Origin of the sequence: Faecalibacterium sp. HTF-F, assembly GCF_023347535.1 — a bacterium.
GTDB lineage: Bacteria > Bacillota > Clostridia > Oscillospirales > Ruminococcaceae > Faecalibacterium > Faecalibacterium wellingii.
Genome location: NZ_CP094473.1, coordinates 1,135,096 through 1,159,320, shown reverse-complemented (window position 1 = coordinate 1,159,320; position 24,225 = coordinate 1,135,096). Strand labels below are relative to the sequence as shown.

The window sequence follows — 24,225 nt, the reverse complement described above, 5'->3', positions numbered from 1 at the left end:
GTGATTTTTAATGCTGAATAGTTGCGCTTTTCAGGGGCGGCTTGCTGCCGACCCTGAGCTGCGAACCACCCAGACGGGAAAAACGGTGACAAGTTTCCGTATGGCGGTTGACCGGGATATGGTGGATGCCAACGGTCGCCGACCTACGGACTGGCTCACCTTTACTGCATGGGGTAAGACGGCGGAGTTCGTCAGCAAGTACTTTCGTAAGGGAAGCGCCGCTGTGGTTCATTCTCGCTGCCAGACGCGGCAGTTTGAGGATAAGAACGGCAATAACCGCACGGCGATTGAGTTTGTGGTGGACAACATCTATTTTGCGGGGCCGAAGCAGGAGAACCAGCAAGGGCCCGTGGATGATGGCGGGACGAACCCGCCACCGGCCACCTACCGGAACCAGCAGCCGCAGCCCCAGCAGATGGGTTTTGCTACCCAGAGCCAGCGCCAGCAATGGCATGGCGCGTCCGATCATCCCGGTAATGTTCAGGTCAGTCAGAACTTCTCGCAGGGTAGTGACGATGATTTCTCAGTTCTGGACGATGCCGACGATCTGCCGTTCTAAGGAGGTTCGCTGATGGCAACTGGCAAACGGTACTACTGGATAAAGCTCAAAGATAGTTTCATGTCCTCGGACGAAATCGACTACCTTATGAGCCAGCCGGATGGTGCCAACTATGTTGTTCTCTATCAAATGTTGTGCCTCAAGACCATCAACACAAACGGTTGTTTGGTTTCCAAAATCGGAGAAATGCTCATCCCCTACGATGCCGAAAAGATTCAGAGGGAATGCAAATGGTTTCCTTTGTCAACCGTCCGTCTGGCTCTGACCGTTTATAAACAAATCGGATTGATTTTTGAAAACCCGGACGGAACTCTGTCAATCTCTGATTATCAGAACATGATTGGCAGCGAAACCGACTGGGCAGCAAAAAATCGTAAAATTCGTAGCAATGCTGCAAATAAGGAGTTACAGGCGGGACACGACACCGGACACACAACTGGACACAATGTGTCCACTGATGGTGGTGAAAATGTCCCTACAGAGAAAGAGATAGAGAAAGATAAAGATATAGAGAACAGAGAAAGAGTAAGAGATAACGATAGTCCGACCGTCGATGCTGGGCTGGCTGAGATCATCCGCTCTTTCGAGGACAATCTCGGAGGTTTCCCACCAGCAGCGCGGGAAGACCTGCTGGGCTGGCGGGAGATTTTCACGGACGACCTCATCTTGCTGGCCATCAAAAAGGCCGCTCTGGCCGGGGTTCGCAAATGGTCCTACGTCAACGGCATCCTGAAAGTATGGAAAAACGAGGGTGTGAGAACCCTTGGTGATGTGCAAGCCCGCGACCAGCGGCGTAAGCCCCCGGCGGGTCAGCAGCCAAAGCGTTCCGCTGCCGATGACTACGATGAAATTTTCGGAGAACTTTTAGGAGGCTCGACAACATGACCGATACGAAATTGCGTGAGCTGCTGGTGGTCATCGATGACCACTACGGCCGCGCCCGCAGCTTGGAGGAGCGCAGGGCCGACACGCAAATCTACATCCGGGCGTTTGGCACCATCCCGGACGAGATTGTGGAAAAGGCTCTGTATACGGCATTTACACAGTGCAGATTCCAGAACCAGCTGATTGTGGACTGGTGTGCTGAAATCAAAAAGCTGCTGTCAGCCCAGCAGCCCTCGGCAAATGACCTCTGGGCGCAGGCTGCGGCAGCTGCCCGGAAAATCGAGGCAAATCTGTACTACCAGACCCACGGCGGATTCATTGCCCCTGATGGGCGCAAGCTGAAAGGCGAAGATTTCAAAAAGGAAAACGCGAAAATCTTCGCTGCTCTCCCGATGGTGGTACAGCGGTGGGCTGGTTCCCCGGCGGACCTGTCGGAGATTTTCAGCAGCCGCAGCAGCGCGGATCTGCGCCAGTTCGTCCGGCCGGGCTTCGACCGGGCTGTGCAGGATGCCCCGGTTGAGAGTTTGCAGCCCCCGGCTCTGCCCGGCGGCGCAGCCCCGGCACAGATTGGAGGTGGCACGGCATGAGGTCGAAAAGACCATTCCACAGCCTGATCGTATGCGTTTCGTGTGCGATGGTTGGCTGCATCCTCACAAGCACGGCCTACTCCCGGCGGGTGAACGATTTGGAGACCGAGCGGGATATCTACGCCAGCAAGTCATCCAACTGGGAGCGCATGGCCGGAGAACGTGATGAAACCATTGACCAACTCCAAACCGAGGTAGACAAGCTGACCGCAGAACTGAACGCCCAGACCGATTTGACCCTTACATACGCCGGGGCGTTCAGCTGCACAGCCTATTGTTCCGAGGAATACGCCCACATCTGTGGCGAGGGGCACGGCATCACATCCAGCGGCGCAAAGGTGCAGCCGGGCGTGACCGTAGCTGCTGACATCAGCGTTCTGCCCTACGGCACAGTGGTCTATATCGAGGGCGTAGGCCTCCGGGTCGTTCAGGACACTGGCAGCGCGGTAAAAGGTAACAAGCTGGATGTGGCGGTAAACACCCATGCAGAGGCTCTAAGCTGGTCTGGATGGGGCTCCCGCCGGGTCTGGATTATTTCGGGAGGTATTGAACCGTGAAAAAGCCGTTTGAGACCGAAATGGACGACACCAGACAGGCGGTCGGACAAATCGTGGGTTTGTGCACCACCATTGCGCTGCATCAGGAGTTCGGTGTCGGCAAGACCAGACTGGAGCGCATTAAAGCTAGAATTGACGAGTTGGAGAACCAGAACACCGAAGTCATTATGACCCCGGATGCCTACGGCAGACCCTCCAAGGACAAGGCAGAGACCATCCGGGAAAGCTGGCTGGCTGGATACGTTTCTTCCGACTACCGAATCCCGATGGTGAGACTGCCTCGTGGACGCAAAGAGCAGCAGTACCGCATTGCTGGCGACAGGGCTGCCAAAATTGCTTGGCAGGTTTACGCCAAGGCGGTTATTGATGTGCTGCACTATGGTCCAGACCGCTTGGAACGGCTGCGCAAGGAAAGCCATGCCAACTATGAGCAACTGAACAAGTGGGGGCATGAGGATGGTCTGGACGTTGCGATGGAAAAGCTGCGCCGCTGCGCTGCGGAGGCTATGCAAGCCCCGGAAATGGAAGTTTCTGATATTGATGGCAGCAAGTATGCTGCGGAAGTGGACAAGGAGTTCCGTAAGCAGCAGCTGAATTTCATCAAGCGTGTCCGGGCACAGACCCTTGGTCGCATCGGTGCCACCTCACAGCCCGTCAACGTACTGGCCGAACAGGGTGTGCAGAACAAGGTTCAGCTGATTATGCAGCAGGTTTCCCAGCAGTCTTTTGAACGTAGGAGGAGACGTTGATATGGCACAAAATGAATACGGCGAGAAGCTGGACAGCAATGGCTATGCGCCCAGCATCCTCAGCAAGAGCCCCACCTGTCTGATTTGCGGGCGGTATCGCACCGCCCGGCACGAAGTCTTTTTCGGACCGTACCGGGATAAGAGCAAGCGGCTTGGCCTGTGGGCAAACCTCTGCCCTTGGTGCCACCAGAACGGCGTGACTGCCGTACATACAAATAGAGAGGCCGATCTCCGCTTAAAAAAGTGGGCGCAGAAAAAGGCCATGGAGTATTACGGCTGGCCAGAGGCGCGGTTCATCCAAGAGTTTGGGAGGTCGTACCTGTGAGTGCCTGTCCGATTATTGCTATCGACCCCGGCAACACCCAGTCTGGCTACTGCGTGATTGATCGCAGCACCCTGCGCCCTCTGGAATTCGGAAAAATCGACAATGCAGAGCTGCTGCAAAAGCTTTCCTCTGCCGGAGCACAGGGTTGGCGGTGGGCGGTCATCGAAATGGTGGCATCCTATGGAATGTCGGTTGGTCGGGACGTTTTCGACACTACAGTCTGGATCGGTCGCTTTTACCAAGTTCTTTCCGACCAATGCCCGGTGCGAATGCTGTGCCGCATCGAGGAGAAAAAGCACATTTGCCACGACAGCAGAGCCAACGATACCGCCATCCGGCGGGCGTTGATCGACCGATTTGCAGCCCATGACCTGAAAAACGGCAAGGGCACAAAGAAAAAGCCGGATTTCTTCTATGGCTTTAAGGCCGATGTGTGGGCAGCCTACGCACTTGGCCTGACCGCCATCGAGAACCGGGAGAACGACTACAAATTTTCAACTACTTAAAAGCTACTTGAAAGGAGCTTCATCATGGATAATTCTCTGTCTGAATCCGCACGTTTCGCAGTCTACCGTGAAAAACTCAAGGGCATCTGCGAGGCCAACAACCTGAGTTATGTGTTCATCAAGAACGCATACCCCATCAAGCTGGTTATCCGTCCGTTGGGCGGCGTTGGTGAACAGATGTCGATGCTGGAGGAGGCATCCGAGGACAACTACATCTCGCCGGGTGCATCCATCCTGTTCACCGTCAAGGATGGGAACCTGACCTACCGCATGAGCAAGACGTTCACCATCTCCGACACCTTGTTCAACAAAATCAAGAACATCTTCAAGAATATGCACTACCTCTGGCTCCAGTTCTTCTTCCGGGATTTGGTCGAGGGTGGAAAGCTGGCAGCTCTCGGCTACAAAATGCCGGATATTCCGGAATCCGGTGGGCAGCAGGATGCGCCCCGGGAAAATGAGCCTGATTCTTCGAATCTCCCCGGGGAGGCCGAACCGCTGGAAGAAGTTGATGCTGAGGAACTGGACGATGCGGAGGAACCCGCAGCCGATGAACTGACCAAGGCCACCGAGATTGCCCGGCAGAACGGCGGCGTTACGCAGGCCATGTTGGAGCAGCAGATAGGCGTGACCGCAGAAAAGGCCATTGCGCTGCTGGATGATATGGAATCCGCTGGTGTGATTGAGTTCTCCAACGGCCACTACACCATCGCCGCTGCTGACAGCGAGGAGGAGTAACCTATGGCAAAGGCAGCAGTGACCCGCAGCATCCGGGATGACCACCAGAAGAACTTCCTCAAAATCTTCAATAGCCTGACTGGAAAGCACAGCCGCTGGGAGATTTGGGAGGACTTTGTCACCCTGACGGCCATCGAGATCTCGAACAGCACGGACAAGGTAAATGCCCCAGAGCGCACTAAGATGTATCAGACCATCGTTTCCAAATACTCCGCCAAGGAGCGGGACGGCATGGTTGAAATGCTGGCTGAGGTAATCATGGGCATGGAGCAGAATCCTGACCAAGACTTCCTCGGTTCGCTGTACATGATGTGCGAGTTGGGCAACGACCACGCCGGGCAGTTCTTCACTCCCTACGATGTGTGCCGCTGCATGGCCGAGATTACGTTCGACCCGAAGCTGCACCCGGACATGGAGGGATTCATCTCGGTATCTGACCCGGCCTGTGGTGCTGGGGCCACGCTGCTTGCCTTTTTGAACGTCTGCAAAAGACGGAATATCTGCTACCACAACAAAGTCCTTGTCATAGCCCAAGACATTGACTTCATCGTTGGGCTGATGTGCTACATCCAGTGCAGCTTCATGGGCTGCGCTGGATATGTAGTCATCGGTGACACACTCGTGAACCCGGCAACGGCCTACGACAGCCGCGGATTGCTGCCCGCAGGACCACAAAACCGCATCTGGTATATGCCGCTTTTCTCAACCGATGTGTGGTATATGCGCCGCCAGATAGCGCAGATGAACCTGCTGTTTGAACCGAAAGGCGAACCTGCAAAAATCGAAAAAACCGATATTAAACCCGCAAATTTGCAAAAATCTATCAAAAATGAGCCTAAAGCCCCGGAAAACGAGCCTCTTAACGAAACCAAAACCGGGCAGCTCACGTTTTTCTAACCCGAAATAAGAAAGGAGTATCCCTATGGCAGACATTACTTACATCCCTATCCGGCAGCTGTACCCTCACCCCGATAACCCCCGCAAGGAACTGGGCGACCTGTCCGAACTTGCCGCCAGCATCAAGGAAAACGGCGTGTACCAGAACTTGACCGTAATCCCCGGCCACTACCTCAACAGCCGGGAGTACATCGCAAAGTGCGTTGACGAGGGCGGGGATGCAGCCGCAGCAGCGGCAGCATGGACACCCAAGGCTGTGTGGTCCAGTGAGGACTACACCATCATCATCGGCCACCGCCGGGCAGCAGCAGCGCAGCAGGCAGGACTGTACGAGCTGCCCTGCGCCATCGTGGAGATGGACGAGCGGGAGCAGATGCAGACCATGATGGTTGAGAATATGCAGCGGTCAGACCTCACCGTCTACGAACAGGCGCAGGGCTTCCAGATGATGATGGACTTTGGGCAGACCGTGGAGCAGATCTCCGACAAATCCGGCTTCTCACAGTCCACCGTTCGGCGGCGTATCAAGCTGCTGGAACTGAACCACGACAGCTTCAAGAAAGCCGAAAAGCGCGGTGCAACCCTGTCTGACTTCGCCCAGCTGGACAAAATCGAGGACTTGGAAGCCAGAAACCGGGTGTTGGAGACCCTCGGCACCCAGAACTTCAACAGGGCTATGCAGGATGCGCTGGAACAGCAAAAATGGCAGCACCAAAAGGCCGAATGGATTGAGCAGCTCAAAAAATTCGCCGTGGAAGATCCGCAGGCCACCTACCAGACACACGAACACGTAAATGCGTATGGCAAATGGGGCACAAAAAAGGAAGTCATCATGCCGGAAGATGCCGACAAGGTTGCTTATGTCTATAAGGTCAGTGAAAATCAGATTGACCTGTACAAACCTCGCGATACGGAAGCCGAGGATGCCAGCAACTCGGCGAGGGATGCCGCAAGAGCCACCGAGCAGCTTGCGAGAGAACAGTTTGCCGCTGTTACGAAGCTCATGTACGAGCTGCGATGGGACTTCGTGAAGGACTTGACTCCCGCGGAGTGCAAAAAGCACCTGCCGGAAATCTTGGCTTATTCCACCCCGATTCTGACCGAATATCGGCACATGGAGGATGACGAAAACGTGTTGCGGCTGCTCGGCATCGGTTTGGATGAGCAGATTCGGGAAGACACGGAACTGGAAGATGCCCTGAAAATGTTCAATGCTTACGATACCGAGCCGGAGAAGATTCTACTGGCGGTTGCTTTTGATGCAACGGACAGCAGTCGTGAGGGTTATTGGAGCACGGAATGGAACGGGCCGACAGGCGCGAGCAAGTTCGTTCACCGCAAAAATGATGACCTTGACAGCACCTATGAACTGCTCGCTGCACTCGGTTACGAAATGGCCGATGATGAAAAGGCTTTGCAAGACGGCACCCACCAGCTTTTTGCGGTGTATGGTTCCGGCAGCCAGGCTGACACGCCCTGCGATAAGTGCAAAGCTGCTCACCCTGAATGCGACAAGTGCTGCAAAACTTGCGATGACCACTGCAATGCGTTCCAGCTGTGCAGAAAGGAGTATGGCGAATGACCGACCTTGTAAAGTGTGACCGCTGCGGCACACCGTTCAGCATCCAGACAGCCGGCATCCGCAGTACATGGAGCGGCGATTACATGGTGCAGTATTTCACCTGCCCCGGCTGCCACCATCGCTACCAGATTCTGACCACGGACACCGAACTGCGCCAGACCGTTCAGCAGCACAAGAAAATTGCCGCAAAAATCCGCATGGGCCAGAGCAAGAATTTCCGGCCGGGAACCCTGAAAAAGTATCAGGCGGAAATGAAAAAGCTGGAGGCTGAGCAGAAAAAACGGCGGGATGAACTGATGGACAAGGGCAACGAGATCCTCGCCGCACTGGGAAAGGAGTAACCCATGGACGACTTAAAAGAATATGCAGACCGCCTCAAATTTGAAATTGTGGCTGCCGACTTTCTGAGTACCGAAGACCGGGAAATGGTCTTTGACCTCATCGAGAAAGTGCTGGGTGATACCGATGCCTGACCAGTTTTTCATCAACATTGCGCTGCTGGCCGTTGGCGTGTCCATCGGGGCGCTGCTGGGCGAAACCAGCCGCCAGCAGCACGACCGTGCTCTGTTCCGGGAGTATATCAACTTCATGGCCGAATCAGAGCAGAAAAACGAATTGCTTTTCCGTGAAGTGATTCATTTCCAGACACAGAAAGGAGCCTCCCATGAGGAAGAACAGGAATAACCGCCCGCCGGAAGTCGGCGCACGGGGGCTGCTGCGGCTGCGCTGCCCCTGCTGCGGTAAGGAGTTCGGTACATACCTCCACGTTTCGCAGATGTCCATCGGCTGCCGCTGCGGGGCCACGATCTCGCTTGAACGTGGGCTTGCCCACTATGAGTTTGAGTGTGGGTGCTGCGGGCTGCACGCCAAAGGCCAGACCAACATCGAGGATTTGGAAATCACCATCCCCTGCAAGTGCGGCAATCCCATCACGTTGCACTGGGACAAGGACAAGCGGAGGTACATCGAATGACCCTTGAGGAAGCCTGCCGCCTCATCGACCCGGCAACGGATTTGGACGCTCTGGCCGAGATTGAATATTACAACGGCTTCAAAGGCAAAGACGCTGCTGCCAAAGCCCTGCACGAGGCCAGCCAGATGGTCGTTGACTTTGTGCGCCAGATGTCATGGCATGATGCCAAGAACCCGCCAATCGCCCATGAAGAAAGCTGGGAATGCGCCGGCGAAAAGCACTGCGCCGTGATAAGCGACATCGTATGGGTGTGCTGCGAGAGCGGCCACACCATGAAAGGCTGGGTCGAAAACGGGACGTGGCACATTGAGGATGGCCACCGTGCAGAGGATGGCCACTACGGGCATGTGAAGCTGTGGGCTCCGCTGCTGGAGCCGCCGGAGGTGAAAAAATGAAAACCATCACAGTTAAGCATGAGGTTTCGCCGGGTCGTGAAAGTTGCGAATTCGGCGGAGATTTTTGGGGCAAAGAGGTGTGCAAGTACCATACGTTTCGTACTCAAACCCATGGACGAAAGGCTCCGCCGGAATACAGAAAGCCCAAATGCTTGCTGTTCGACTGCTGGCTTGAGCAGCCGTACAAGAAATGCGAGGCTTGCAAGAAAGCGTGTATGGAGGCTGAATATGACAACGGAACGACTGCATTTCATGGTTGAATCTCCGGCCAACTTTGTCAGACTGGCCTGCACAATTCTCTTTGAAAAAAGAGAAGCAATGTCCGAATGGGCTGCCACATGGCATGACGTGTTCGATTGTGCCAATGGCGAACAGCTTTTTCTCCAATTCATGGAAGAACTTTTCCCGGACGGCTGCACCATTGGAGAAAAGGAGCTAAAACAGATAACGGATAGAGCAGTCCGCTACTTGCAAACCGAAACCCGCTGCCTTGACCTGAAAGCCGGTCACGATAAGTCTCGGTTTACCTACTGGGTGTCTTTTATTCCTGAACACAAAGTCTATGGATGCGAGTTCGCCCGGCATGAGGAAACCATTATTGAAATCCTTACCGCATTCTTCGGGAAGTCGATCGCAGGTTACAGTCTGGACACTTTGAAGCACTTCATTCTCCGCTCCTTTGAAATCCGCTCTGATAATTCATCGGTACGGTCTATTGCAGAGGATGTGGACTTTATCCAACGGGCGGTATTTGCCCGGAGTTTTGGCAACGGCAGACAGGAGGTGCCTGAATGAAATGGGTTGCGCTTATCTATGCAGCGGAGTGGATTTCAGTGGGGTTGGCGGTGTCAACCGCAATCCACGTCACAGGAGATCTGAGAGCGCTTTGGTTCTTTTTGATTCCGGCATTGTCCGGCGTTAAATATCATGAGGATGATGGGGGCGGGAAAAAATGAGTTGCTTGTCCTGTGAGAACTACATACCCCTTGAACCGTCCATCCAGCGCACTGATGCCCAGGGCCAGACATATACTGTGCCCGGCCTGTGCAAAATTGGTGCAGACCACATAATTTGTGGACTTCCGGTCTACCTTCCGACAGCAAAATGTGATAAAATAATAGAGGCGCCGCCGAAAGACGGTAGCTGAATTATGACGGAGGTAGGTTGTGACATTACAGGAATTGTCCAAGTACTATGACATCCAAATGACCCTCGAAAAAGACCGTGAAGCCTTGGAGAGACTGCGGCAAAGAATCACTCCCGCCTCCCCACAACTGACCGGGATGCCCCACACGCCGGGTGTTCGGGATAAAGTCGGAGATCTGGCCGTAGAGCTGGCTGACATGGACGAGCGTATCCGCTGGCTGGAAGAACTGGCAGCACAGGAAAAGCCCAAAGTCGAGGCCTACTGCAAGAGCATTGTGGATGCCCGGATGTATCTGGTTTTCAGACTGCGGTTTATCCGCTGCTACTCATGGGCCGAAGTTGCCGGAGTTCTGGGAAAAGGATATACCGAAGATGGGGTCAGCCGGATGGCATACAACTACCTCAACAAAAACTGACCGATAAGCCCTGCATTTGCGGGGCTTTTTATTTTTGCCCCAAAACTGAAATTCAAATCAGAAATCCACACAAAATCAGCTCAAAATTGAAATGAATTTAACTTTTCCCCCCTGAAAAGTTGAATTCAAAGTGGAAATCGTTGAGAATCAAGGGGATGGTTTCACTCGCTGTTGGACGTTGTCGGATGGTTTCGGATGGATGCCGAAGCTTACCGATGGATTCAGATGACAACGGACGCTCCGAGTGATATGATTAGGATGCAAAATTCAAATCAAGCCAAGCGGTGCTCACCATTCCCGGTGGGTGCCGCTATTTTATTGCCTGAAAGGAGGATTCCGGGCCGCACGTTGCTCCTTTGCGTGCGGCATCACCGTAGCACCCCGAAAAGCCGAGGTGCTGCAGCTGGGCATTTCGCCGTGCCCAGTCACAAAGAAGGAGATTTTCCATGTATCAGAAAATCAAGGCAAAATTCAAGGCAAACCCCACCATTTTCTACGCCTGTTCCATCGTTGCATCATGGGCAGGAGTCGGCTCCCTGATGAACTTCCGCACGCTGGCCATCAACAACGGCGCTGCTGCGGCTATCATCTGGGCGGTTTTCAACTCGCTGGCCTGTATCTTCTTCGGTCTGTTTGCGGAGTACATCCCGACCGTCCGGCGCATCATGCAGAGCAAGGTGATGTTCTACTTCATCGGCTTTTTGACCGTGTTCCAGACATGGACGCAGATGTCCGGCATCTATGAGATCTTCGGCGACACGCCGATCGGCACCACCGGAGGCACATTGATTGTCTACGGCACCTGCCTTGTGTTCCTGTTTATGCTTCTGAAAGAGGGCATGATTCGGAACGTCCTGTCTGATGGCTTTTCATGGGTGGTTGTTTACGGTCTGCTGGCAGTCGTTGTCATTGCCGCGCTGGTATACACCCACGGTGCATTCGTCAACATCGACCCCGGCCTGACTGCTGCCGGTATCCAGACGGGCCTCTACAAAGGCTTCCTGCTGCTGCCCGGCCCGTTCACTTATCCGTACTACTACTCGCTGTTCTCCTACAACGACAAAAATGAAGATGGCACCCAGCACGGCAACATGAAAAAGTCCTTTGTGCTGGCTGGCGTGATGTTCGGTGTCTACATGGTGCTGGCTGCGCTGCTCACATGGGTCAATTTCAGCCCACTGCTGAACACGCTCAAGGCTATCCTGATCACCATCATTGCGCTGTCCTCGCTGTCCACCTACCTCTATTCGGAGTATCTGGTGTTCGGTGAGAACATCGGCTTTCTCATTGACGTGCTCACTGTTACCTCGTGGCAGCTCGTGATCCCGCTGGGTGTCATGGGCATCTGGACGCTGATGAGTGAGCTTCGGGTGTACATCATCATCTTTGTGCTGCTGGCCTCCGTGGTCCTGCACCTCGTTTCTGACCGAAAGGAGGATGCACGATGAAAATCACGGTAAAGAAGCTGTCCGAGCTGCACAAGCCCGCCCACAACATCCGCCGGCATTCCGAGAAGCAGTTGACCGAGTACATCCGCAGCATTGAAATGTTCGGGCAGGTCAAGCCGCTGGTCGTGGCCGAGGACGGTGAGATCATCGCCGGTAACGGTCTGTATGAAGCGCTACTCCGCATGGGCCGGGAAACCTGTGACTGCTATGTCATGGTCGGCCTGACCGATGTTCAGAAGAAAAAGCTCATGATGGCCGACAACAAGGTCTATGAGCTGGGATTCACTGATGTGGATGCCATCGAGGAACTGGTCAAGGAGCTGGACGGTGATGTGGATGTCCCGGGCTGGGATGCCGATCTGCTGGAAATGCTGAACAGCACCGAGGATGAAGCGGACGAAATGATTGGCTCCTACGGAGAATTCCCGGAGAGCGAGATTTCGTCCATCAACCGCCAGCAGAATGAGGAACACGTCCCCTATGCAACAGCGCCTACCTATCCGGTAGCGCCGCCCGACCCACAGCCCGTGTCCACCGTCTCCGAGCCTCCGCAGCAGTCCTCCCCGGTGTTGGAGGTGTCTACACCTACCGAGCCGGAAACCGCTGTTCCTGAGGCGGCCAGCGGCGCAGAGCAGCACCGGTACATCCGCTGCCCGAAGTGTGGTGAGCTGATATGCCTGTGAAAGTAGTGGAAAGCAACCTGAACGTGTTGCAGGCTGCGAAGATCCGCATCCGAAATGTGTTCGCCAACGGCTGCAAAATCTACCTGAGCTTTTCTTCCGGCAAGGATAGCCTGTGCATGGCCAACCTCGTTTATGAAATGATTCTCTCCGGTGAGCTGGACCCCAAGCAGCTGACGGTGACGTTCATCGACGAGGAGGGGCTTTACCCCTCGATGGTCGATGCAGCATACCGCTGGCGGCGCAACTTCCTGTCGGTCGGCGCAAAATTCTTGTGGTTTTGCCTGCCGTTCAAGCAGGTGTCCGTCATTGACCACCTGTCCAGCTCCGAATCGTGGATAACGTGGGAGCCGGGCAAGGAAGATGTCTGGATGCGCAAACCGCCCGATTTTGCCATCATGTACAGTCCCTACCTCCACTATGCAGGGGAAATGAACTACCAGACGTTCTGCTCCAAGGCGTTTTCTGACGGCATCCAGCTTGTCGGTCTGCGTACGGCGGAAAGCCTGACCCGCTTCAAGTGCATTGCCAACACCAAAATGGAGCGCATCACCCGCGGCGGCAAGTTCTATCCCATCTACGACTGGAAGGACTCCGATGTGTGGCTGTACATCAAGGAGCGAAACCTTGAATTTCCTGAGATCTACATGAGGCTCTATGAGGCGGGTGTCCGAAAGAATGCCCTCCGGCTGTGCGCATTCTTCGGTGACTGCGGCACACAGGGCCTCCGTTGGATAGCTGAAACGGACAACGACCTGTGGGAGCGCATCCAGCGGCGAGAACCCAATGCCTACCTCGTTCTGCTCTACTGGGATTCTGAAATGTTCCGGCGCACCACCCGCAAGCGCGGGGAGCTGGAAGAAGAATCCGAGAAAAAGGACTATAAAGCCCTCTGCAAAGACCTTCTGTTCCTGCACCCGGAGCGCTACACCATCGCCAAGGACACCCTGTCCCACATCGAGCACTGGCGTGGCCTGTTCATCAAGACCTACGGCATCGCTGAGCAGAAGCACTACAAGACCATGTACGAGGGCCTGTTGTACGGAGACCCCAAAATGCGTATCCTGCGCATTCTCTGGACCACCATCTACAACGACCACAACGCCCGCATCAAGGAGGAGCAGAACCATGGAAAGCATTGATGTATTCGCCCCGCTGGCATCCCTCCAGTGGGTAGACCGCAACACTATTCACGCCAACGACTACAACCCCAACAAGGTCAGCGAGGAAAACCTGAAGCTGCTTATCCAGTCTATCCTGACCAACGGCTGGACACTGCCCATCGTGGTACGCCCTGACGGCACCATCATTGACGGCTTCCATCGCTGGACTGTATCGGGCCGGGAGCCGCTGCTGTCCCTGCTGGGCGGCAAAGTGCCGGTCGTAGTCGTAGACCACCACGGCGACGAGAGCGCCGACGTGTACGGCACCATAACCCACAACCGTGCCCGTGGCACCCACCTGTTGGAGCCGATGAAAGCCATTGTCAAGAAACTCATTGACGAGGGCAAGACCGTGGAGGAAATCGGCAAGCAGCTGGGCATGAAGCCCGAAGAAATCTTCCGCCTGTCCGGCTTTACCAAAGACGAGTTCCTGAACATGATGACCAAGGGCCACGACACATACTCCAAGGCTCAGGTCATCCGCAGCGTATGAAATCGTCCTTGCCAGCGCTCATGCGGGCAGGGGCTTTATCTCGAGGAAAGGAATCATCACTATGGACTACTATGATTTTGTGGCATCCGCCATTGCTGCCGTCGCCAGCCTCTATAATGCAAACGCTGAGCTGGCACATCTCCAGAAGATCGGCGTGAAAGACGTGTGCGTACTCTGGTGCGGCAGCACCCTTCAGAACAACAAGGCTTGGCTGTCCACCACCGTCCCTGACTGTATGTACTACGAGGCAACCTACGACGGCGACAAGAAGGAGCTGCGTCTGGATGCCTATAGGAAGATTCAAAGCGTGAGCATTCCCTGCTGAAAGGAGCACGACACCATGAACACCGTAACCGTATACGCCTGTCCCAGCGTCCCTATGGACAGCATCGAGTGTACCATCGAGTATGACCCTGCTGTGGTCGAAGCCTTTCTGCATCCGCCCAACAGCGGACAGGAGCGGGCCGACGATGGCTCGTTCGGTGACGAAAAGGTACTGTGACGGGGGTGCCCCACACTGAGCGGGCTCGACGACCCCGAAACCAAGCTAGTTAGTGAGGGAAAAATCAGTCATTTCGTTACGGTTTGTATAATGACTTCGCTGTGATTTTCCAAAGAGTTTTACAAAAAAAGGAGGTGGTTTCTGAATGCCGACAAAAGAAAGAGTTGCTGACATGACTGTGACCACCACCCAACTGGCCGCCGTGCTGGGCATCACGAACCGCAGGGTGCAGCAGCTCACACAGGATGGGGTGCTCACCACCGTCAGTCGAGGAAAATTTGTCCTTGGTGACGCAGTGCAGGCCTACAATGCCAGCACTGCCCGTGGCGGGCTGACCAAAGAGGAAGCGGCAGAGGCCAAAAAGCTGGACCACATCAAGCAGAAAGCAGAAGCTACGCTCAAAGCCAGCAAAGCGAAAATCGCTCAAGCTGAGGCAAAAGAGCTGTCCGGGCAGATGCACCGCAGTGAGGATGTGGCCGCTATGACCTCTGAGCTTATCTACACCGTCCGGGGTGCGCTGATGGCGCTGCCCAGCCGTGTTGCCATCAATGCGGCTGCTCTATCTGACCCGGCAGAGGTGGCAGAGTATATGCGTGGCGAGGTGAATCAGATAGCCGAGGAAATCGCCATGTTCCGTTACGACCCGGCAAAGTATGAGGCCCGTGTCCGTGAACGCAAGGCGTGGGCTGAAAAGCTGGCTGGTGACGACGATGAGTGAGAATGCAGCGGTTGACCGTCTGAATGCTCTGGTGTCAAAGCTGGTGGCAGCTATCCGGCCCCCGCCCAATGTGTCCGTGAGCGAGTGGGCCACACAAAACCGCGTCCTGTCCCCGGAAGCGTCTGCCGAGCAGGGCCGCTGGCGTAACAGCCGCACGCCCTATCTGGTGGAGATCATGGACGCATTCTCCGACCCGCGCATCCATCATATCGTTGTCGTTGCGTCCTCACAGGTCGGCAAGTCGGAGTTTGAAAACAATGTCATAGGCCGCACCATTGACGTTGACCCCGGCAGTATTCTTTTCATCCATCCCCAAATGACGGATGCCAAGGAGTACAGCAAGCTCCGTATCGCCCCCATGATACGAGACTGCCCTACACTGCGGGCCAAGGTCGCGGAGAAAAAGAGCCGGGACAGCGGCAACACGATTTTGCAGAAAAGTTATCCTGGCGGCATCCTGACCATGTGCGGATCTACCGAGGCGCACGCTCTGGCATCAAAGCCCATCCGCTATGTGCTGGGTGACGAGCGTGACCGCTGGGCAGTGAGTGCCGGCACAGAGGGCGACCCTTGGGAACTGGCAATGGCCCGGCAGACCACTTTCTACAACGCAAAGGCTGTGGAAGTCAGCACACCCACCATCAAGGGACACAGTGCCATTGCCAAGTCCTACGTCAAGGGCACGATGGAGCGCTGGGTATCCCAGTGCCCGCACTGCAAGGGATTCCATGAACTGCGTTGGGAAGATATTCGGTACGAGTATGACACCATCGAAACCCACGGAGAGAAAACCTACAAGGTCAAGGACGTGTGGTATCTCTGCCCGGAGTGCGCCTGCATTTCGGACGAAGTGACCATGAAGCGGGCACCAGCTCACTGGCAAGCGGAAAATCCCGCCGCCTATGAGAACGGTATCCGCAGCTTTTGGCTGAACAGCTTTGTTTCGCAGTGGGCAGCATGGAAAGATACCGTGCTGAAATACCTGAATGCCCTGGGCGATACCAAGAAGATGCAGGTTGTCTACAACACCCGTCTGGGGCTGCTGTGGGAAGATCGCGGCGATGTGCAGGACGAGGACACCATGCTTGGCCGCAGGGAGGAATACCCTGCGGAACTGCCGGATGGTGTGCTGGTGCTGACCGCTGGCGTTGATACGCAGGACGACCGCATGGAGTACGAGATCGTGGGCTTCGGCCACTTCGGGGAAACATGGGGCATCGAAAAAGGCATCATCTCTGGCCGCCCGGACAGTGACGAGGTCTGGCAGCAACTGGACGAGCTGGTTTTCGACCGCAAGCTGAAATTCGCTGACGGCCTAGAGCTGCCCGTTTCCATCAAATTTGTAGACGAGGGCGGCCATTTCACCCAAGAGGTGCGCCAGCGCTGCCATGACCGCATCGGCAAAAAGGTTTTCTGCATCAAGGGCTTTCCCGGCTCCGACCGGCCGTTCACAGGCCCGCCAAAGCAGGTAAAAATCACGGTGCAGAACCGCTACATCGGGATGTGCTGGCAGTACCAGTTGGGCGTTGACGCTGGCAAGCAAATCATCATGGACGATTTGAAAGTGCAGGAGCCGGGCCCTCGGTACTGCCACTTCCCACGCCGGGACGATTACGGCCTCGGCTACTTCAACGGCCTCTTGTCAGAGCATTTGATATACAAAGAGGGCCACCGCAACCCGTGGCAATGGGATAAAATCTCCGGCCATGAGCGAAACGAACCTCTTGACTGCCGAAACTATGCCATAGCGGCCTACAAGGTGCTGCCGAAAGACCTTGATGCCATCGACCGGGCGCTGAAAAGGCTGCGCGGCAAGGCACCAGAGGCACCGGCAGCCCCGGTGATAAATATTCAACAACCCGTCTCCCGTCCCCAGCCGTCCCCCGGCCGGAGGCGGGAGAACTTTTTAGACGACTGGTGAGGTGTGAGTTATGGATACCGTGACCATCAAAAAGCGGCTGGAGTTCCACACGAAGCGGCTTGATAACCTGTATGTGGCCTACAACAAGCTGCTTTCCGGTGGCGTGAAAAGCTACCGTCTGGACGACCGGGAACTCACACGTCTTGACCTCGGCAAGCTCAGCGATGAGATCAAAGATGCCGAGGAAAAGGTCGATGAACTGACCGCGCTGCTGAACGGCCAGAGTGCCCGCAAGGCATTCTCCGTTATCCCGCGCGATTGGTGATCCTTTAGGGTGACGGCCCGAAAGGGCCTTTGCCGCGGGCTGGCTGCTTTTTACTCCTTTCCCCAGCCAGCCCGCTTAGTTTGAAAATTACGGAGGCGATTACTCTTGAGTGTCAGATACCGCGTCACCGCTGCACCGCAGGCCAGCGGCTACAGCGAGGCGGGCGCATCCTACAAACGGCGTGCGCTGCGGGCTTTCTTCCCCAACAGCAGCTCTCCGAGCAGCGATATTCACGACAACGCAGATATTCTGCGGCAGCGGAGCAGAATGCTCTACATGAGCGCACCTGTTGCGACCAGTGCCATCAACACGAATCGAACGAAGATCGTTGGCACCGGGCTGACCTTGAAAGCGACCGTTGACCGAAACGTACTGGGGCTATCCCCGGAAAAAGCCAAAGAGTGGCAGAGTAAAACCGAGGCAGAGTTCCGGCTTTGGGCCGAAAACCGCCGCAGTTGTGATGCCATGGGGCTGAACGATTTCTACGGCTTGCAGCAGTTGGCCCTGAAAAGCTGGCTTATGAGCGGTGATGTGTTCGCCGTGGTGAAAATTCGTGACCCGGACAAGCTGCACCCCTACGGGCTGCGGCTGCATCTGGTGGAGGCTGACCGTGTGTCCACCCCGGATAAGCTCGGCGGTATGCTGGATGGCCTGGGCTATACCGAGGGCACAAACCCCAACACCGGGAACAAAATCTATGATGGTGTGGAAGTGGACAGCAGCGGCATGATCGTGGCCTACCACGTCCGCAACACATATCCGCATGAGTGGCGGAATGACATCACCAAATGGCAGCGAGTGGAGTCGGTCGGTGCGACAACTGGGCTGCCCCAGATCCTGCACATTATGGAGTCCGAACGTCCGGACCAGTACCGTGGTGTCCCGCTCATTGCACCCATTATCGAACCGCTGCTCCAGCTTCGCAGATATACGGAGTCGGAACTGCTGGCAGCTCTGGTGCAGAGCTTCTTCACGGCATGGATTGTCACCGATACCCCGAAGAACGCTATCCCGTTTGACGAAACCGGCAGCGGAGATCTCGGCGGTGTTCCTGTGGACAACCCAAAGGCTGACAACGCCAGCCACAGCCCGAACGAGTATGAGATGGGGCCGGGTACGGTTGCGCACCTCGGCAAGGGCGAGGACATCAAGTTCGGAAACCCCAATATTCCCACCGCAGGGTTTGATACGTTCGTCAAAACGCTGTGCAAACTCATGGGTGGTGCCATAGAAATGCCGTATGAGCTGTTGCTGAAAGAGTTCAACGCCAGCTACTCGGCCAGCCGTGCCTCTCTTTTGGAGGCATGGGAAGGTATCAAGATGCGGCGTGCATGGCTGGTAGGCAGCTTCTGCCAGCCTGTATATGAAATTTGGCTTTCTGAGGCTGTGGCCCGTGGACGAGTAATCGCCCCGGGCTTTTTTGATGACCCTCTGGTGCGTGCTGCATGGTGCGGCGCACGGTGGATTGGGCCTGTGCAGGGCACCCTTGACCCGAAGAAAGAGGTCGAGGCCGCCGTGCTCCAGACCCATCACGGCTTCCGCACCCATGAGCAGGTCACGCGCGAGCTGGGCGGCGGCGACTGGGAGGACAATGTCGCAGAGCTGGCCCACGAAAATGAGCAGCTCAAAGCTGCGGGCAGCGAGGGCGTAATCGAAACCACAGAAAGTGTCACTACACAGGGAGGTAAAGAAAATGCCGAAAGCACCGAGTAGCACCCCGATGGTGAGCATCCAGCGGCCCTGCTATGTAATGGCCAGCACTGACGGCCAGAGCGCTGACATCACCATGTACGGCCAGATCGTGGACACGCAGCCCACGGATTGGTGGACGGGTGAGCCGATTCCGGGTCAGTACATCATTGAGAGCGAGTTCCTGTCCGACTTGCAGCAGGTCGAGCATTGTTCGGAGATCACCATCCGCATGGACAGCGTGGGCGGCGATGCTGGTGTTTCCATCCTGATTCACAACAGGCTGCGTGAGCTGGCCGCCAAGGGCACGAAACTGACCTGTATTGTGGACGGCGTGGCCATGTCCGGCGGCAGCCTTATCATGTGTGCCTGCGACACCGTCAAGGCCAACCCATCCAGCCTCGTGATGATTCACAAGTGCTGGTCGCTCATCTGGGGCAACTACAACGCCGATGAACTGCGCAAAGCCGCAGATGCCAACGACGCATGGGATAAGAGTCAGGTTTCCATCTATAAGCGGAAGACCGGCCTCTCCGAGACCGTGCTTTTGCACATGATGTCCGATACCACCTACATGACCGGCAAAGAGGCCGTGGAAAAGGGCTTTGCAAATGAGCTGCTGGATGATGCCGAGCCGGTGGAGATCTCCGCAAGTGCCGACCGGCAGACCATCTACGCCAAGGGCCACGCCCTGCACCTGAGACCGGGCACAAAACTGCCCGGCAATATTCCTATGGCTAAAGCGGCTGCACCTGCGACCGCTACTGCAAATACACCGGCGGCACCCGCCGCCCAGTCCAACGAAGGAGGACATACCACTATGGCAACTACCATCGAGGAGCTTCGCAAGGAAAACCCGGAGCTGTGCCGCCAGCTTGAGCAGAGCGCTTCTGAACAGGCATCCCAGAACGAGCGCACCCGCCTGTCTGAAATTGACGAGGTGGCCAACCTGTTCGACCCGACTATGGTTCAGGAGGCCAAGTACGGCAAGACCGCTTGCGATGCCCGCGAGCTGGCTTTCCGCGCTGCCAAGGCCGCAGCTGCGCAGGGCCACGAGTTCCTGAAGAATCTGGCGGCCGACAATCAGGCATCCGGTGCCCAGGGCGTGGAGGCCGTGCCGGGCGCATCCGCAACCGGCGACCCGGAGTCCCTGCCCGATGCAACGGGCAATGCACCCAAGACCCCGGCTGAACGCATGGCTGCGGCTGATGCTGCCGTCGCTGCGCTGCTTGACGGGGACGAGAAAAAGTAAGGAGGAACACTACAATGACTGAGCTGAACAAAAGACTGGGCAGCATGGATTATGACGGCCTGATTGCCGACATCTATCCTAAGCTGGTGGTCAGCGGCGGCACCATCCGTAAGCTGGCCGAGGCTGCCACCATCAAGCGTGGCACCATTCTGGCAAAGTCCAGCGGCACTTCCGGCGATGGCAAACTGGTGGTGCTGGGCACCGCGGCCACTGGCGACGAGGTGCTGACTGCCAACTGCATCCTGTGTGATGACGTTGAGGTCGGCACGTCCGATGATGTGACCGTCCCTGTGTATCTGACGGGCTGCTTCAACACCAACAAGTGCATTGTGGCCGACAGCTACACCATGACCGAGGCTGACAAGGATGCCCTGCGCGAGGGCGGCATCTTTTTCAAGGCCGCTGCACCGGCACTGTAAGGAGGATATATCATGCCTGCTGAACTGAATTTTTTCGATACCTACACCCTGATGGCCGTCTATAAGAGGGTCGTCCCCAAGAAGACTTTCTTCCGTGACCGCTATTTCCCGACCAGCGACGAGGACATCTTTGCGTCCAACAAGGTTCTGACCGAGTACATGGACGGCGACCAGAAGATGGCAGCCTTTGTTGCGCCTCGTGTCGGCGCAATTCCGATGGAGCGCATGGGCTACGAGATCCATGAGCTTGAACCTGCATTCATCGGCATGAGCCGTGAGCTGTCCACCGACGACCTGACGAAGCGTGGCTTCGGTGAGGCTATCTATGCCAACAGCACCCCGGCGCAGCGTGCGGCCAAGCTGACCCAGAAAGACCTGGCAGATATGGATGCCCGCATCGTTCGCCGTGAGGAGTGGATGTGTGCCCAGACTATGCTGGATAACGGCTGCACCATGCAGGAAATGATCGACAACCAGACCAAGGGCGATACGAAGGTTGTGAAGTTCTACAACCCCGGCCACGAGAACGACCATATCTATGTCCCTGCTGCAAAGTGGAACGAGGAAGGCGGCAAATTCTTTGAGGATGTTGCTGCCATGTGTGATATGCTGTCCAGCCGTGGTCTGGCTTCCGCAGACCTGCTGCTGGGTGCCGATACCTACAATGCCGTTCTGGACCTCGAAAAGGTGCAGCGCCTGCTGGACAAGAACTCTGGCATCATTGTGGGCCAGATTGAGGAGCAGCTCAGCCCGTATCATGGTGTGGTCTATGGTGGCACCCTGAACTTCAAGGGGCACAAGCTGAACCTGATCTCCGTTGACGAGACCTATGTTGACGATGAGGGCAAGGTGCGGCCTCAGTTCCCCAAGACCGATGCCTTGGTCACCGCTCCCGGCTGCGGCCACCTGATGTATGGTGCCATCACCCAGATCAACTACGGTGATACCAAGCATACCACCATCGCAAGTCGCCGTGTTCCGAAGTTCAGCCTCAATCAGGAGAACGACCTGCGCAAGACCATTCTCAAGGCCCGCCCGCTGGCCGCACCCCACAACTACTGCCCGTGGATCCGCGTCAAGAACGTGGTCGGCTAAGTCTGGCCAGAAAGGAAGTATACCGATGCTTGTTGAGATTCTTTGCGGCGGCTATGGCTGCCGCACCAAGACGGGCATTCACACCGTCATGCGTGGTGAACAGTGCGAGGTCAGCGAAAGCGAAGCACGCCGCCTTATCGGGCTGGGCGTGGCAAAATCCCCGTACATCACCGACAGAGGCACGGCGAGCACCCTTGCGGCGGCTCCGGCGACTGCGGAAGGTAACGACACCCCCACAGCCGAAACCCAGCAGGGCGGCTCTGGGACGGCCCACCTTGACCCCAACCAGTTGCAGGACATGACTGTTGCTGAGCTGAAGAAGCTGGCGGCGGATATGGGCATCGAAACCAAGCAGCTCAAGACCAAGGATGAACTCGTCGAGGCTATCTGCGCCGAGGACGTTGTTCCCGGTGACGAGAGCACCGAGACCCCGGAGCTGTCTGCTGCGATGCCCACCGCATGAGCAGCTTCAAGGACGCTGTGCAGGAAGACCTGAACAGCGTCTTTCTGAATCTGGACGAGTTTGCAGAAACGCACACGGTCTACTATGACGGTGAGGAGTATTCGGATATTCCCATTGTCATGACCGGCCTCTCCGAAAAGGAGCGGGTGCGTCAGAGCATCAGTGACCATGCGGAGGGCATATACCGGGTAAGCCGGGTGTTGCATTGCGATATTGCAGCCATCGGCGGGAAGCAGCCGGAGCAGGGCTGCAAACTGGGCATTGACGAAAACGGATTTGTCCGCAGCTACTATGTGGCATCCTCTGTCTGCGAAATGGGGATGCTGCGGGTGGAATTGGAGGCGATTGACGAATGAGTGATGTGACAACAGACACCATGATGCACAGCGTGGCCGCTGGCATTGCTGTTGACATTGCAGAGGAGGGATTTGACCGCGTGTCAGCCATCCTTTCCGGGATTCCCGGTGGCGCCAATCGTGCCGTTGGCTCTGCACTTGCCCGTGCCGCTGCTGCCGGAAAGACGGTAGCAAAGCGGGCGGTCACGCAGGAGTACGCCATCAGTAGCAGCGAATTCACCAACCGCACCAAGAACGTCAACAACATTCAGCGGGCCAGCAGCGGCGAGGTTTCTATCAACTTCGGCTACCGTGGCAGCGTCATCCCCCTTAGAGTTTTCGACACCAAGGTAGACCGCAGCGGCCGCGTTGTTACCCGTGTGAAGAAATCCAGTGCCCGACAGGCGCTGGACCACGCTTTCGAGGCGAAAATGGGTTCTCATTATGGTATCTACGAGAGGCAGGGCGAAAAAAGATTCCCGGTTAAGGAGCTTTTCGGCCCGGCTACCCCGCAGATGATGTATTCCAATGAGGTTGTCATGGACTCCATCGAGGCGAAAATGGCCTCCACATATGAGGAACGCATTGAGCATGAAATCACGCGAGTTTTGAACGGATGGGGTGTGTGATATGACCAGTGTGGTTTTGCTTGAACAGCTGAAAGCATTCACCGAGAAAATCATGGCCGACATGATTCTCCCGGTGGCTATGCAGCAGGGCGACACCGAGCAAGCCTACCGTGCCCCGGAAGTCTACCTGATGCGGCTGCCTGACAGCAGGGCGGCCAAGAAAAAGGCCCCCTACATCATCCACCGGGTCATTCCGCTGGAAACGGAACAGCAGCCCGGCAGCGAGGAGCGCACGGTCGTTTCCGTGCGCTCTATTTTCTGCTGCTACAACCCGGACGAGCAGGAGGGCGACCTTGCACTCCTGAACATGATGGAGCGTTTCCGGGTAGAGCTGCTGAAAGTCCGCAAGGTGGGCGCTGTCGGAGCGGATGGAAAGCCCCGGTATCAGTTCACTCTCGATATTTCTCCCGACCACAAGTTGGAAAGCATTCCTTATGACGAGGAATCGAAGCCCTACTATGCCGGAGAAATGATCACCTACTGGAAGCTGCCGACCGTGCAGCAAACGGAGGACATTGAATTATGGCGGTGAAAAAGACCACGGCGGAACAGCCCGCCGAAAACACCGTGAGCGCCGAGCCTGCACAGAGCAAGCCCGGCGTTTCTATTTACGTCGGCCCGTCCATTCTGGGCTACATCCAGAAAAACACGATTTACCCCTGCGCTGCTGCGGAGGCCGTAGAGCGTGATGATGTGAAGATTGCCACCGAGAAATATCCCGGTGTGGCCGACTTCATCATCAATGTGGACGAACTGCACACCACGCCTGAAAAGGTAAAAGCACGCGGCGAGGCCGTCCTTGCATTTGCACGGATGCTCGCCAAATCCAAGTAAGGAG

The 24,225-nt window shown here is 56.1% G+C and carries 37 protein-coding genes; all 37 read left to right on the top strand.

Going from position 1 to position 24,225, the window contains the following annotated elements; genetic code table 11:
- The first annotated feature begins 10 nt into the window (after positions 1–10).
- The 37 genes from MTP37_RS05585 to MTP37_RS05410 all read left to right on the top strand — a co-directional run bounded on the left by MTP37_RS05585 (position 11) and on the right by MTP37_RS05410 (position 24,221).
- Complete coding sequence (locus tag MTP37_RS05585; protein WP_249238499.1) at positions 11–559, top strand: single-stranded DNA-binding protein; 549 nt, start codon at positions 11–13, stop codon at positions 557–559.
- 12 nt (positions 560–571) lie between these two features.
- Complete coding sequence (locus MTP37_RS05580; RefSeq protein WP_249238498.1) at positions 572–1,444, top strand: DnaD domain protein; 873 nt, start codon at positions 572–574, stop codon at positions 1,442–1,444.
- The gene (locus MTP37_RS05575) at positions 1,441–2,031 is read left to right on the top strand and encodes a hypothetical protein (RefSeq protein WP_249238497.1); all 591 of its coding nucleotides are present in this window, start codon (positions 1,441–1,443) and stop codon (positions 2,029–2,031) included. The genes MTP37_RS05580 and MTP37_RS05575 overlap by 4 nt, the downstream gene beginning before the upstream one ends.
- A complete protein-coding gene (locus MTP37_RS05570; RefSeq protein WP_249238496.1) occupies positions 2,028–2,588 on the top strand; it encodes a 3D domain-containing protein in 561 nt (186 codons plus the stop codon). The genes MTP37_RS05575 and MTP37_RS05570 overlap by 4 nt, the downstream gene beginning before the upstream one ends.
- Complete coding sequence (locus MTP37_RS05565) at positions 2,585–3,337, top strand: hypothetical protein (protein ID WP_249238495.1); 753 nt, start codon at positions 2,585–2,587, stop codon at positions 3,335–3,337. The genes MTP37_RS05570 and MTP37_RS05565 overlap by 4 nt, the downstream gene beginning before the upstream one ends.
- A 1-nt stretch (position 3,338) precedes the next feature.
- The gene (locus MTP37_RS05560) at positions 3,339–3,662 is read left to right on the top strand and encodes a hypothetical protein (protein ID WP_249238494.1); all 324 of its coding nucleotides are present in this window, start codon (positions 3,339–3,341) and stop codon (positions 3,660–3,662) included.
- On the top strand, positions 3,659–4,168 hold the full coding sequence (locus MTP37_RS05555) for a hypothetical protein (RefSeq protein ID WP_249238493.1): 510 nt from the start codon (positions 3,659–3,661) through the stop codon (positions 4,166–4,168). Before MTP37_RS05560 ends, MTP37_RS05555 begins: the two co-directional genes overlap by 4 nt.
- A 24-nt stretch (positions 4,169–4,192) precedes the next feature.
- Complete coding sequence (locus MTP37_RS05550; RefSeq protein ID WP_249238492.1) at positions 4,193–4,906, top strand: hypothetical protein; 714 nt, start codon at positions 4,193–4,195, stop codon at positions 4,904–4,906.
- A gap of 3 nt (positions 4,907–4,909) precedes the next feature.
- Positions 4,910–5,803, top strand: coding sequence for an N-6 DNA methylase (locus MTP37_RS05545; protein ID WP_249238491.1), 894 nt, complete (start codon positions 4,910–4,912; stop codon positions 5,801–5,803).
- A gap of 25 nt (positions 5,804–5,828) precedes the next feature.
- A complete protein-coding gene (locus MTP37_RS05540) occupies positions 5,829–7,385 on the top strand; it encodes a ParB/RepB/Spo0J family partition protein (RefSeq protein ID WP_249238490.1) in 1,557 nt (518 codons plus the stop codon).
- A complete protein-coding gene (locus MTP37_RS05535) occupies positions 7,382–7,726 on the top strand; it encodes a hypothetical protein (protein ID WP_249238489.1) in 345 nt (114 codons plus the stop codon). The genes MTP37_RS05540 and MTP37_RS05535 overlap by 4 nt, the downstream gene beginning before the upstream one ends.
- A 3-nt stretch (positions 7,727–7,729) precedes the next feature.
- A complete protein-coding gene (locus tag MTP37_RS13120) occupies positions 7,730–7,858 on the top strand; it encodes a hypothetical protein (RefSeq protein ID WP_015563563.1) in 129 nt (42 codons plus the stop codon).
- Positions 7,851–8,069 carry a hypothetical protein gene (locus tag MTP37_RS05530; protein ID WP_015563562.1) on the top strand — a complete coding sequence of 73 codons (219 nt, stop codon included), beginning with the start codon at positions 7,851–7,853 and terminating at the stop codon, positions 8,067–8,069. Before MTP37_RS13120 ends, MTP37_RS05530 begins: the two co-directional genes overlap by 8 nt.
- Complete coding sequence (locus MTP37_RS05525; RefSeq protein ID WP_249238488.1) at positions 8,050–8,358, top strand: hypothetical protein; 309 nt, start codon at positions 8,050–8,052, stop codon at positions 8,356–8,358. Before MTP37_RS05530 ends, MTP37_RS05525 begins: the two co-directional genes overlap by 20 nt.
- On the top strand, positions 8,355–8,753 hold the full coding sequence (locus MTP37_RS05520; protein ID WP_097772594.1) for a hypothetical protein: 399 nt from the start codon (positions 8,355–8,357) through the stop codon (positions 8,751–8,753). The genes MTP37_RS05525 and MTP37_RS05520 overlap by 4 nt, the downstream gene beginning before the upstream one ends.
- A complete protein-coding gene (locus MTP37_RS05515) occupies positions 8,750–9,013 on the top strand; it encodes a hypothetical protein (RefSeq protein ID WP_097772595.1) in 264 nt (87 codons plus the stop codon). Before MTP37_RS05520 ends, MTP37_RS05515 begins: the two co-directional genes overlap by 4 nt.
- Positions 8,982–9,548, top strand: a complete 567-nt coding sequence (locus tag MTP37_RS05510; protein ID WP_143405744.1) for a hypothetical protein — start codon at positions 8,982–8,984, stop codon at positions 9,546–9,548. Before MTP37_RS05515 ends, MTP37_RS05510 begins: the two co-directional genes overlap by 32 nt.
- Complete coding sequence (locus tag MTP37_RS05505; RefSeq protein ID WP_179859160.1) at positions 9,545–9,709, top strand: hypothetical protein; 165 nt, start codon at positions 9,545–9,547, stop codon at positions 9,707–9,709. Before MTP37_RS05510 ends, MTP37_RS05505 begins: the two co-directional genes overlap by 4 nt.
- Positions 9,710–9,919: 210 nt before the next feature.
- The gene (locus MTP37_RS05500; protein ID WP_143405745.1) at positions 9,920–10,315 is read left to right on the top strand and encodes a Rossmann-fold NAD(P)-binding domain-containing protein; all 396 of its coding nucleotides are present in this window, start codon (positions 9,920–9,922) and stop codon (positions 10,313–10,315) included.
- 446 nt (positions 10,316–10,761) lie between these two features.
- Positions 10,762–11,763: a hypothetical protein gene (locus MTP37_RS05495; protein WP_097772598.1), complete on the top strand. Its 1,002-nt coding sequence runs from the start codon at positions 10,762–10,764 to the stop codon at positions 11,761–11,763.
- Positions 11,760–12,446 (top strand): ParB/Srx family N-terminal domain-containing protein, encoded by a 687-nt coding sequence (locus tag MTP37_RS05490; RefSeq protein WP_249238487.1) that lies wholly within the window; start codon positions 11,760–11,762, stop codon positions 12,444–12,446. The genes MTP37_RS05495 and MTP37_RS05490 overlap by 4 nt, the downstream gene beginning before the upstream one ends.
- Positions 12,437–13,585, top strand: coding sequence for a phosphoadenosine phosphosulfate reductase domain-containing protein (locus MTP37_RS05485; RefSeq protein ID WP_097772600.1), 1,149 nt, complete (start codon positions 12,437–12,439; stop codon positions 13,583–13,585). The genes MTP37_RS05490 and MTP37_RS05485 overlap by 10 nt, the downstream gene beginning before the upstream one ends.
- Positions 13,572–14,099 carry a ParB N-terminal domain-containing protein gene (locus MTP37_RS05480; protein ID WP_097772601.1) on the top strand — a complete coding sequence of 176 codons (528 nt, stop codon included), beginning with the start codon at positions 13,572–13,574 and terminating at the stop codon, positions 14,097–14,099. Before MTP37_RS05485 ends, MTP37_RS05480 begins: the two co-directional genes overlap by 14 nt.
- A 61-nt stretch (positions 14,100–14,160) precedes the next feature.
- A complete protein-coding gene (locus MTP37_RS05475) occupies positions 14,161–14,424 on the top strand; it encodes a DUF6275 family protein (RefSeq protein WP_227613371.1) in 264 nt (87 codons plus the stop codon).
- 15 nt (positions 14,425–14,439) lie between these two features.
- Positions 14,440–14,601: a hypothetical protein gene (locus MTP37_RS05470; RefSeq protein WP_179859159.1), complete on the top strand. Its 162-nt coding sequence runs from the start codon at positions 14,440–14,442 to the stop codon at positions 14,599–14,601.
- Between the two features lie 145 nt (positions 14,602–14,746).
- On the top strand, positions 14,747–15,319 hold the full coding sequence (locus tag MTP37_RS05465; protein ID WP_097772602.1) for a hypothetical protein: 573 nt from the start codon (positions 14,747–14,749) through the stop codon (positions 15,317–15,319).
- On the top strand, positions 15,270–17,240 hold the full coding sequence (locus tag MTP37_RS05460; RefSeq protein WP_242960383.1) for a phage terminase large subunit family protein: 1,971 nt from the start codon (positions 15,270–15,272) through the stop codon (positions 17,238–17,240). Before MTP37_RS05465 ends, MTP37_RS05460 begins: the two co-directional genes overlap by 50 nt.
- Before the next feature lie 10 nt (positions 17,241–17,250).
- Positions 17,251–17,505, top strand: coding sequence for a hypothetical protein (locus MTP37_RS05455; protein WP_097772604.1), 255 nt, complete (start codon positions 17,251–17,253; stop codon positions 17,503–17,505).
- A 105-nt stretch (positions 17,506–17,610) separates the two neighbouring features.
- Complete coding sequence (locus MTP37_RS05450) at positions 17,611–19,218, top strand: phage portal protein (RefSeq protein ID WP_249238486.1); 1,608 nt, start codon at positions 17,611–17,613, stop codon at positions 19,216–19,218.
- Complete coding sequence (locus MTP37_RS05445) at positions 19,199–20,446, top strand: head maturation protease, ClpP-related (RefSeq protein ID WP_227613376.1); 1,248 nt, start codon at positions 19,199–19,201, stop codon at positions 20,444–20,446. Before MTP37_RS05450 ends, MTP37_RS05445 begins: the two co-directional genes overlap by 20 nt.
- A 14-nt stretch (positions 20,447–20,460) precedes the next feature.
- Positions 20,461–20,865 (top strand): head decoration protein, encoded by a 405-nt coding sequence (locus tag MTP37_RS05440; protein ID WP_120119930.1) that lies wholly within the window; start codon positions 20,461–20,463, stop codon positions 20,863–20,865.
- Between the two features lie 12 nt (positions 20,866–20,877).
- On the top strand, positions 20,878–21,960 hold the full coding sequence (locus tag MTP37_RS05435) for a major capsid protein (protein WP_156069628.1): 1,083 nt from the start codon (positions 20,878–20,880) through the stop codon (positions 21,958–21,960).
- A 25-nt stretch (positions 21,961–21,985) separates the two neighbouring features.
- Complete coding sequence (locus tag MTP37_RS05430; RefSeq protein WP_227613377.1) at positions 21,986–22,423, top strand: Rho termination factor N-terminal domain-containing protein; 438 nt, start codon at positions 21,986–21,988, stop codon at positions 22,421–22,423.
- A complete protein-coding gene (locus tag MTP37_RS05425) occupies positions 22,420–22,779 on the top strand; it encodes a hypothetical protein (protein ID WP_227613378.1) in 360 nt (119 codons plus the stop codon). Before MTP37_RS05430 ends, MTP37_RS05425 begins: the two co-directional genes overlap by 4 nt.
- Positions 22,776–23,387 carry a hypothetical protein gene (locus MTP37_RS05420; protein ID WP_227613379.1) on the top strand — a complete coding sequence of 204 codons (612 nt, stop codon included), beginning with the start codon at positions 22,776–22,778 and terminating at the stop codon, positions 23,385–23,387. The genes MTP37_RS05425 and MTP37_RS05420 overlap by 4 nt, the downstream gene beginning before the upstream one ends.
- A 1-nt stretch (position 23,388) precedes the next feature.
- Entirely contained in the window at positions 23,389–23,919 is a 531-nt protein-coding gene (locus MTP37_RS05415) for a hypothetical protein (protein WP_227613380.1), read from the top strand.
- Positions 23,910–24,221, top strand: a complete 312-nt coding sequence (locus tag MTP37_RS05410; RefSeq protein WP_249238485.1) for a hypothetical protein — start codon at positions 23,910–23,912, stop codon at positions 24,219–24,221. The genes MTP37_RS05415 and MTP37_RS05410 overlap by 10 nt, the downstream gene beginning before the upstream one ends.
- Positions 24,222–24,225: the final 4 nt, after the last annotated feature.

Bases quoted from the DNA above. Each gene is read 5' to 3' on its own strand.
- MTP37_RS05420 (WP_227613379.1), top strand. From the start codon at position 22,776: ATGAGTGATGTGACAACAGACACCATGATGCACAGCGTGGCCGCTGGC.
- MTP37_RS05570 (WP_249238496.1), top strand. From the start codon at position 2,028: ATGAGGTCGAAAAGACCATTCCACAGCCTGATCGTATGCGTTTCGTGT.
- MTP37_RS05535 (WP_249238489.1), top strand. From the start codon at position 7,382: ATGACCGACCTTGTAAAGTGTGACCGCTGCGGCACACCGTTCAGCATC.
- MTP37_RS05480 (WP_097772601.1), top strand. From the start codon at position 13,572: ATGGAAAGCATTGATGTATTCGCCCCGCTGGCATCCCTCCAGTGGGTA.
- MTP37_RS05435 (WP_156069628.1), top strand. From the start codon at position 20,878: ATGCCTGCTGAACTGAATTTTTTCGATACCTACACCCTGATGGCCGTC.
- MTP37_RS05585 (WP_249238499.1), top strand. From the start codon at position 11: ATGCTGAATAGTTGCGCTTTTCAGGGGCGGCTTGCTGCCGACCCTGAG.
- MTP37_RS05520 (WP_097772594.1), top strand. From the start codon at position 8,355: ATGACCCTTGAGGAAGCCTGCCGCCTCATCGACCCGGCAACGGATTTG.
- MTP37_RS05545 (WP_249238491.1), top strand. From the start codon at position 4,910: ATGGCAAAGGCAGCAGTGACCCGCAGCATCCGGGATGACCACCAGAAG.
- MTP37_RS05410 (WP_249238485.1), top strand. From the start codon at position 23,910: ATGGCGGTGAAAAAGACCACGGCGGAACAGCCCGCCGAAAACACCGTG.
- MTP37_RS05495 (WP_097772598.1), top strand. From the start codon at position 10,762: ATGTATCAGAAAATCAAGGCAAAATTCAAGGCAAACCCCACCATTTTC.
- MTP37_RS05510 (WP_143405744.1), top strand. From the start codon at position 8,982: ATGACAACGGAACGACTGCATTTCATGGTTGAATCTCCGGCCAACTTT.
- MTP37_RS05430 (WP_227613377.1), top strand. From the start codon at position 21,986: ATGCTTGTTGAGATTCTTTGCGGCGGCTATGGCTGCCGCACCAAGACG.
- MTP37_RS05490 (WP_249238487.1), top strand. From the start codon at position 11,760: ATGAAAATCACGGTAAAGAAGCTGTCCGAGCTGCACAAGCCCGCCCAC.
- MTP37_RS05425 (WP_227613378.1), top strand. From the start codon at position 22,420: ATGAGCAGCTTCAAGGACGCTGTGCAGGAAGACCTGAACAGCGTCTTT.
- MTP37_RS05465 (WP_097772602.1), top strand. From the start codon at position 14,747: ATGCCGACAAAAGAAAGAGTTGCTGACATGACTGTGACCACCACCCAA.
- MTP37_RS05475 (WP_227613371.1), top strand. From the start codon at position 14,161: ATGGACTACTATGATTTTGTGGCATCCGCCATTGCTGCCGTCGCCAGC.
- MTP37_RS05540 (WP_249238490.1), top strand. From the start codon at position 5,829: ATGGCAGACATTACTTACATCCCTATCCGGCAGCTGTACCCTCACCCC.
- MTP37_RS05470 (WP_179859159.1), top strand. From the start codon at position 14,440: ATGAACACCGTAACCGTATACGCCTGTCCCAGCGTCCCTATGGACAGC.
- MTP37_RS05515 (WP_097772595.1), top strand. From the start codon at position 8,750: ATGAAAACCATCACAGTTAAGCATGAGGTTTCGCCGGGTCGTGAAAGT.
- MTP37_RS13120 (WP_015563563.1), top strand. From the start codon at position 7,730: ATGGACGACTTAAAAGAATATGCAGACCGCCTCAAATTTGAAATTGTG.
- MTP37_RS05415 (WP_227613380.1), top strand. From the start codon at position 23,389: ATGACCAGTGTGGTTTTGCTTGAACAGCTGAAAGCATTCACCGAGAAA.
- MTP37_RS05580 (WP_249238498.1), top strand. From the start codon at position 572: ATGGCAACTGGCAAACGGTACTACTGGATAAAGCTCAAAGATAGTTTC.
- MTP37_RS05550 (WP_249238492.1), top strand. From the start codon at position 4,193: ATGGATAATTCTCTGTCTGAATCCGCACGTTTCGCAGTCTACCGTGAA.
- MTP37_RS05455 (WP_097772604.1), top strand. From the start codon at position 17,251: ATGGATACCGTGACCATCAAAAAGCGGCTGGAGTTCCACACGAAGCGG.
- MTP37_RS05440 (WP_120119930.1), top strand. From the start codon at position 20,461: ATGACTGAGCTGAACAAAAGACTGGGCAGCATGGATTATGACGGCCTG.
- MTP37_RS05560 (WP_249238494.1), top strand. From the start codon at position 3,339: ATGGCACAAAATGAATACGGCGAGAAGCTGGACAGCAATGGCTATGCG.
- MTP37_RS05525 (WP_249238488.1), top strand. From the start codon at position 8,050: ATGAGGAAGAACAGGAATAACCGCCCGCCGGAAGTCGGCGCACGGGGG.
- MTP37_RS05445 (WP_227613376.1), top strand. From the start codon at position 19,199: ATGCCGAAAGCACCGAGTAGCACCCCGATGGTGAGCATCCAGCGGCCC.
- MTP37_RS05530 (WP_015563562.1), top strand. From the start codon at position 7,851: ATGCCTGACCAGTTTTTCATCAACATTGCGCTGCTGGCCGTTGGCGTG.
- MTP37_RS05485 (WP_097772600.1), top strand. From the start codon at position 12,437: ATGCCTGTGAAAGTAGTGGAAAGCAACCTGAACGTGTTGCAGGCTGCG.
- MTP37_RS05575 (WP_249238497.1), top strand. From the start codon at position 1,441: ATGACCGATACGAAATTGCGTGAGCTGCTGGTGGTCATCGATGACCAC.
- MTP37_RS05505 (WP_179859160.1), top strand. From the start codon at position 9,545: ATGAAATGGGTTGCGCTTATCTATGCAGCGGAGTGGATTTCAGTGGGG.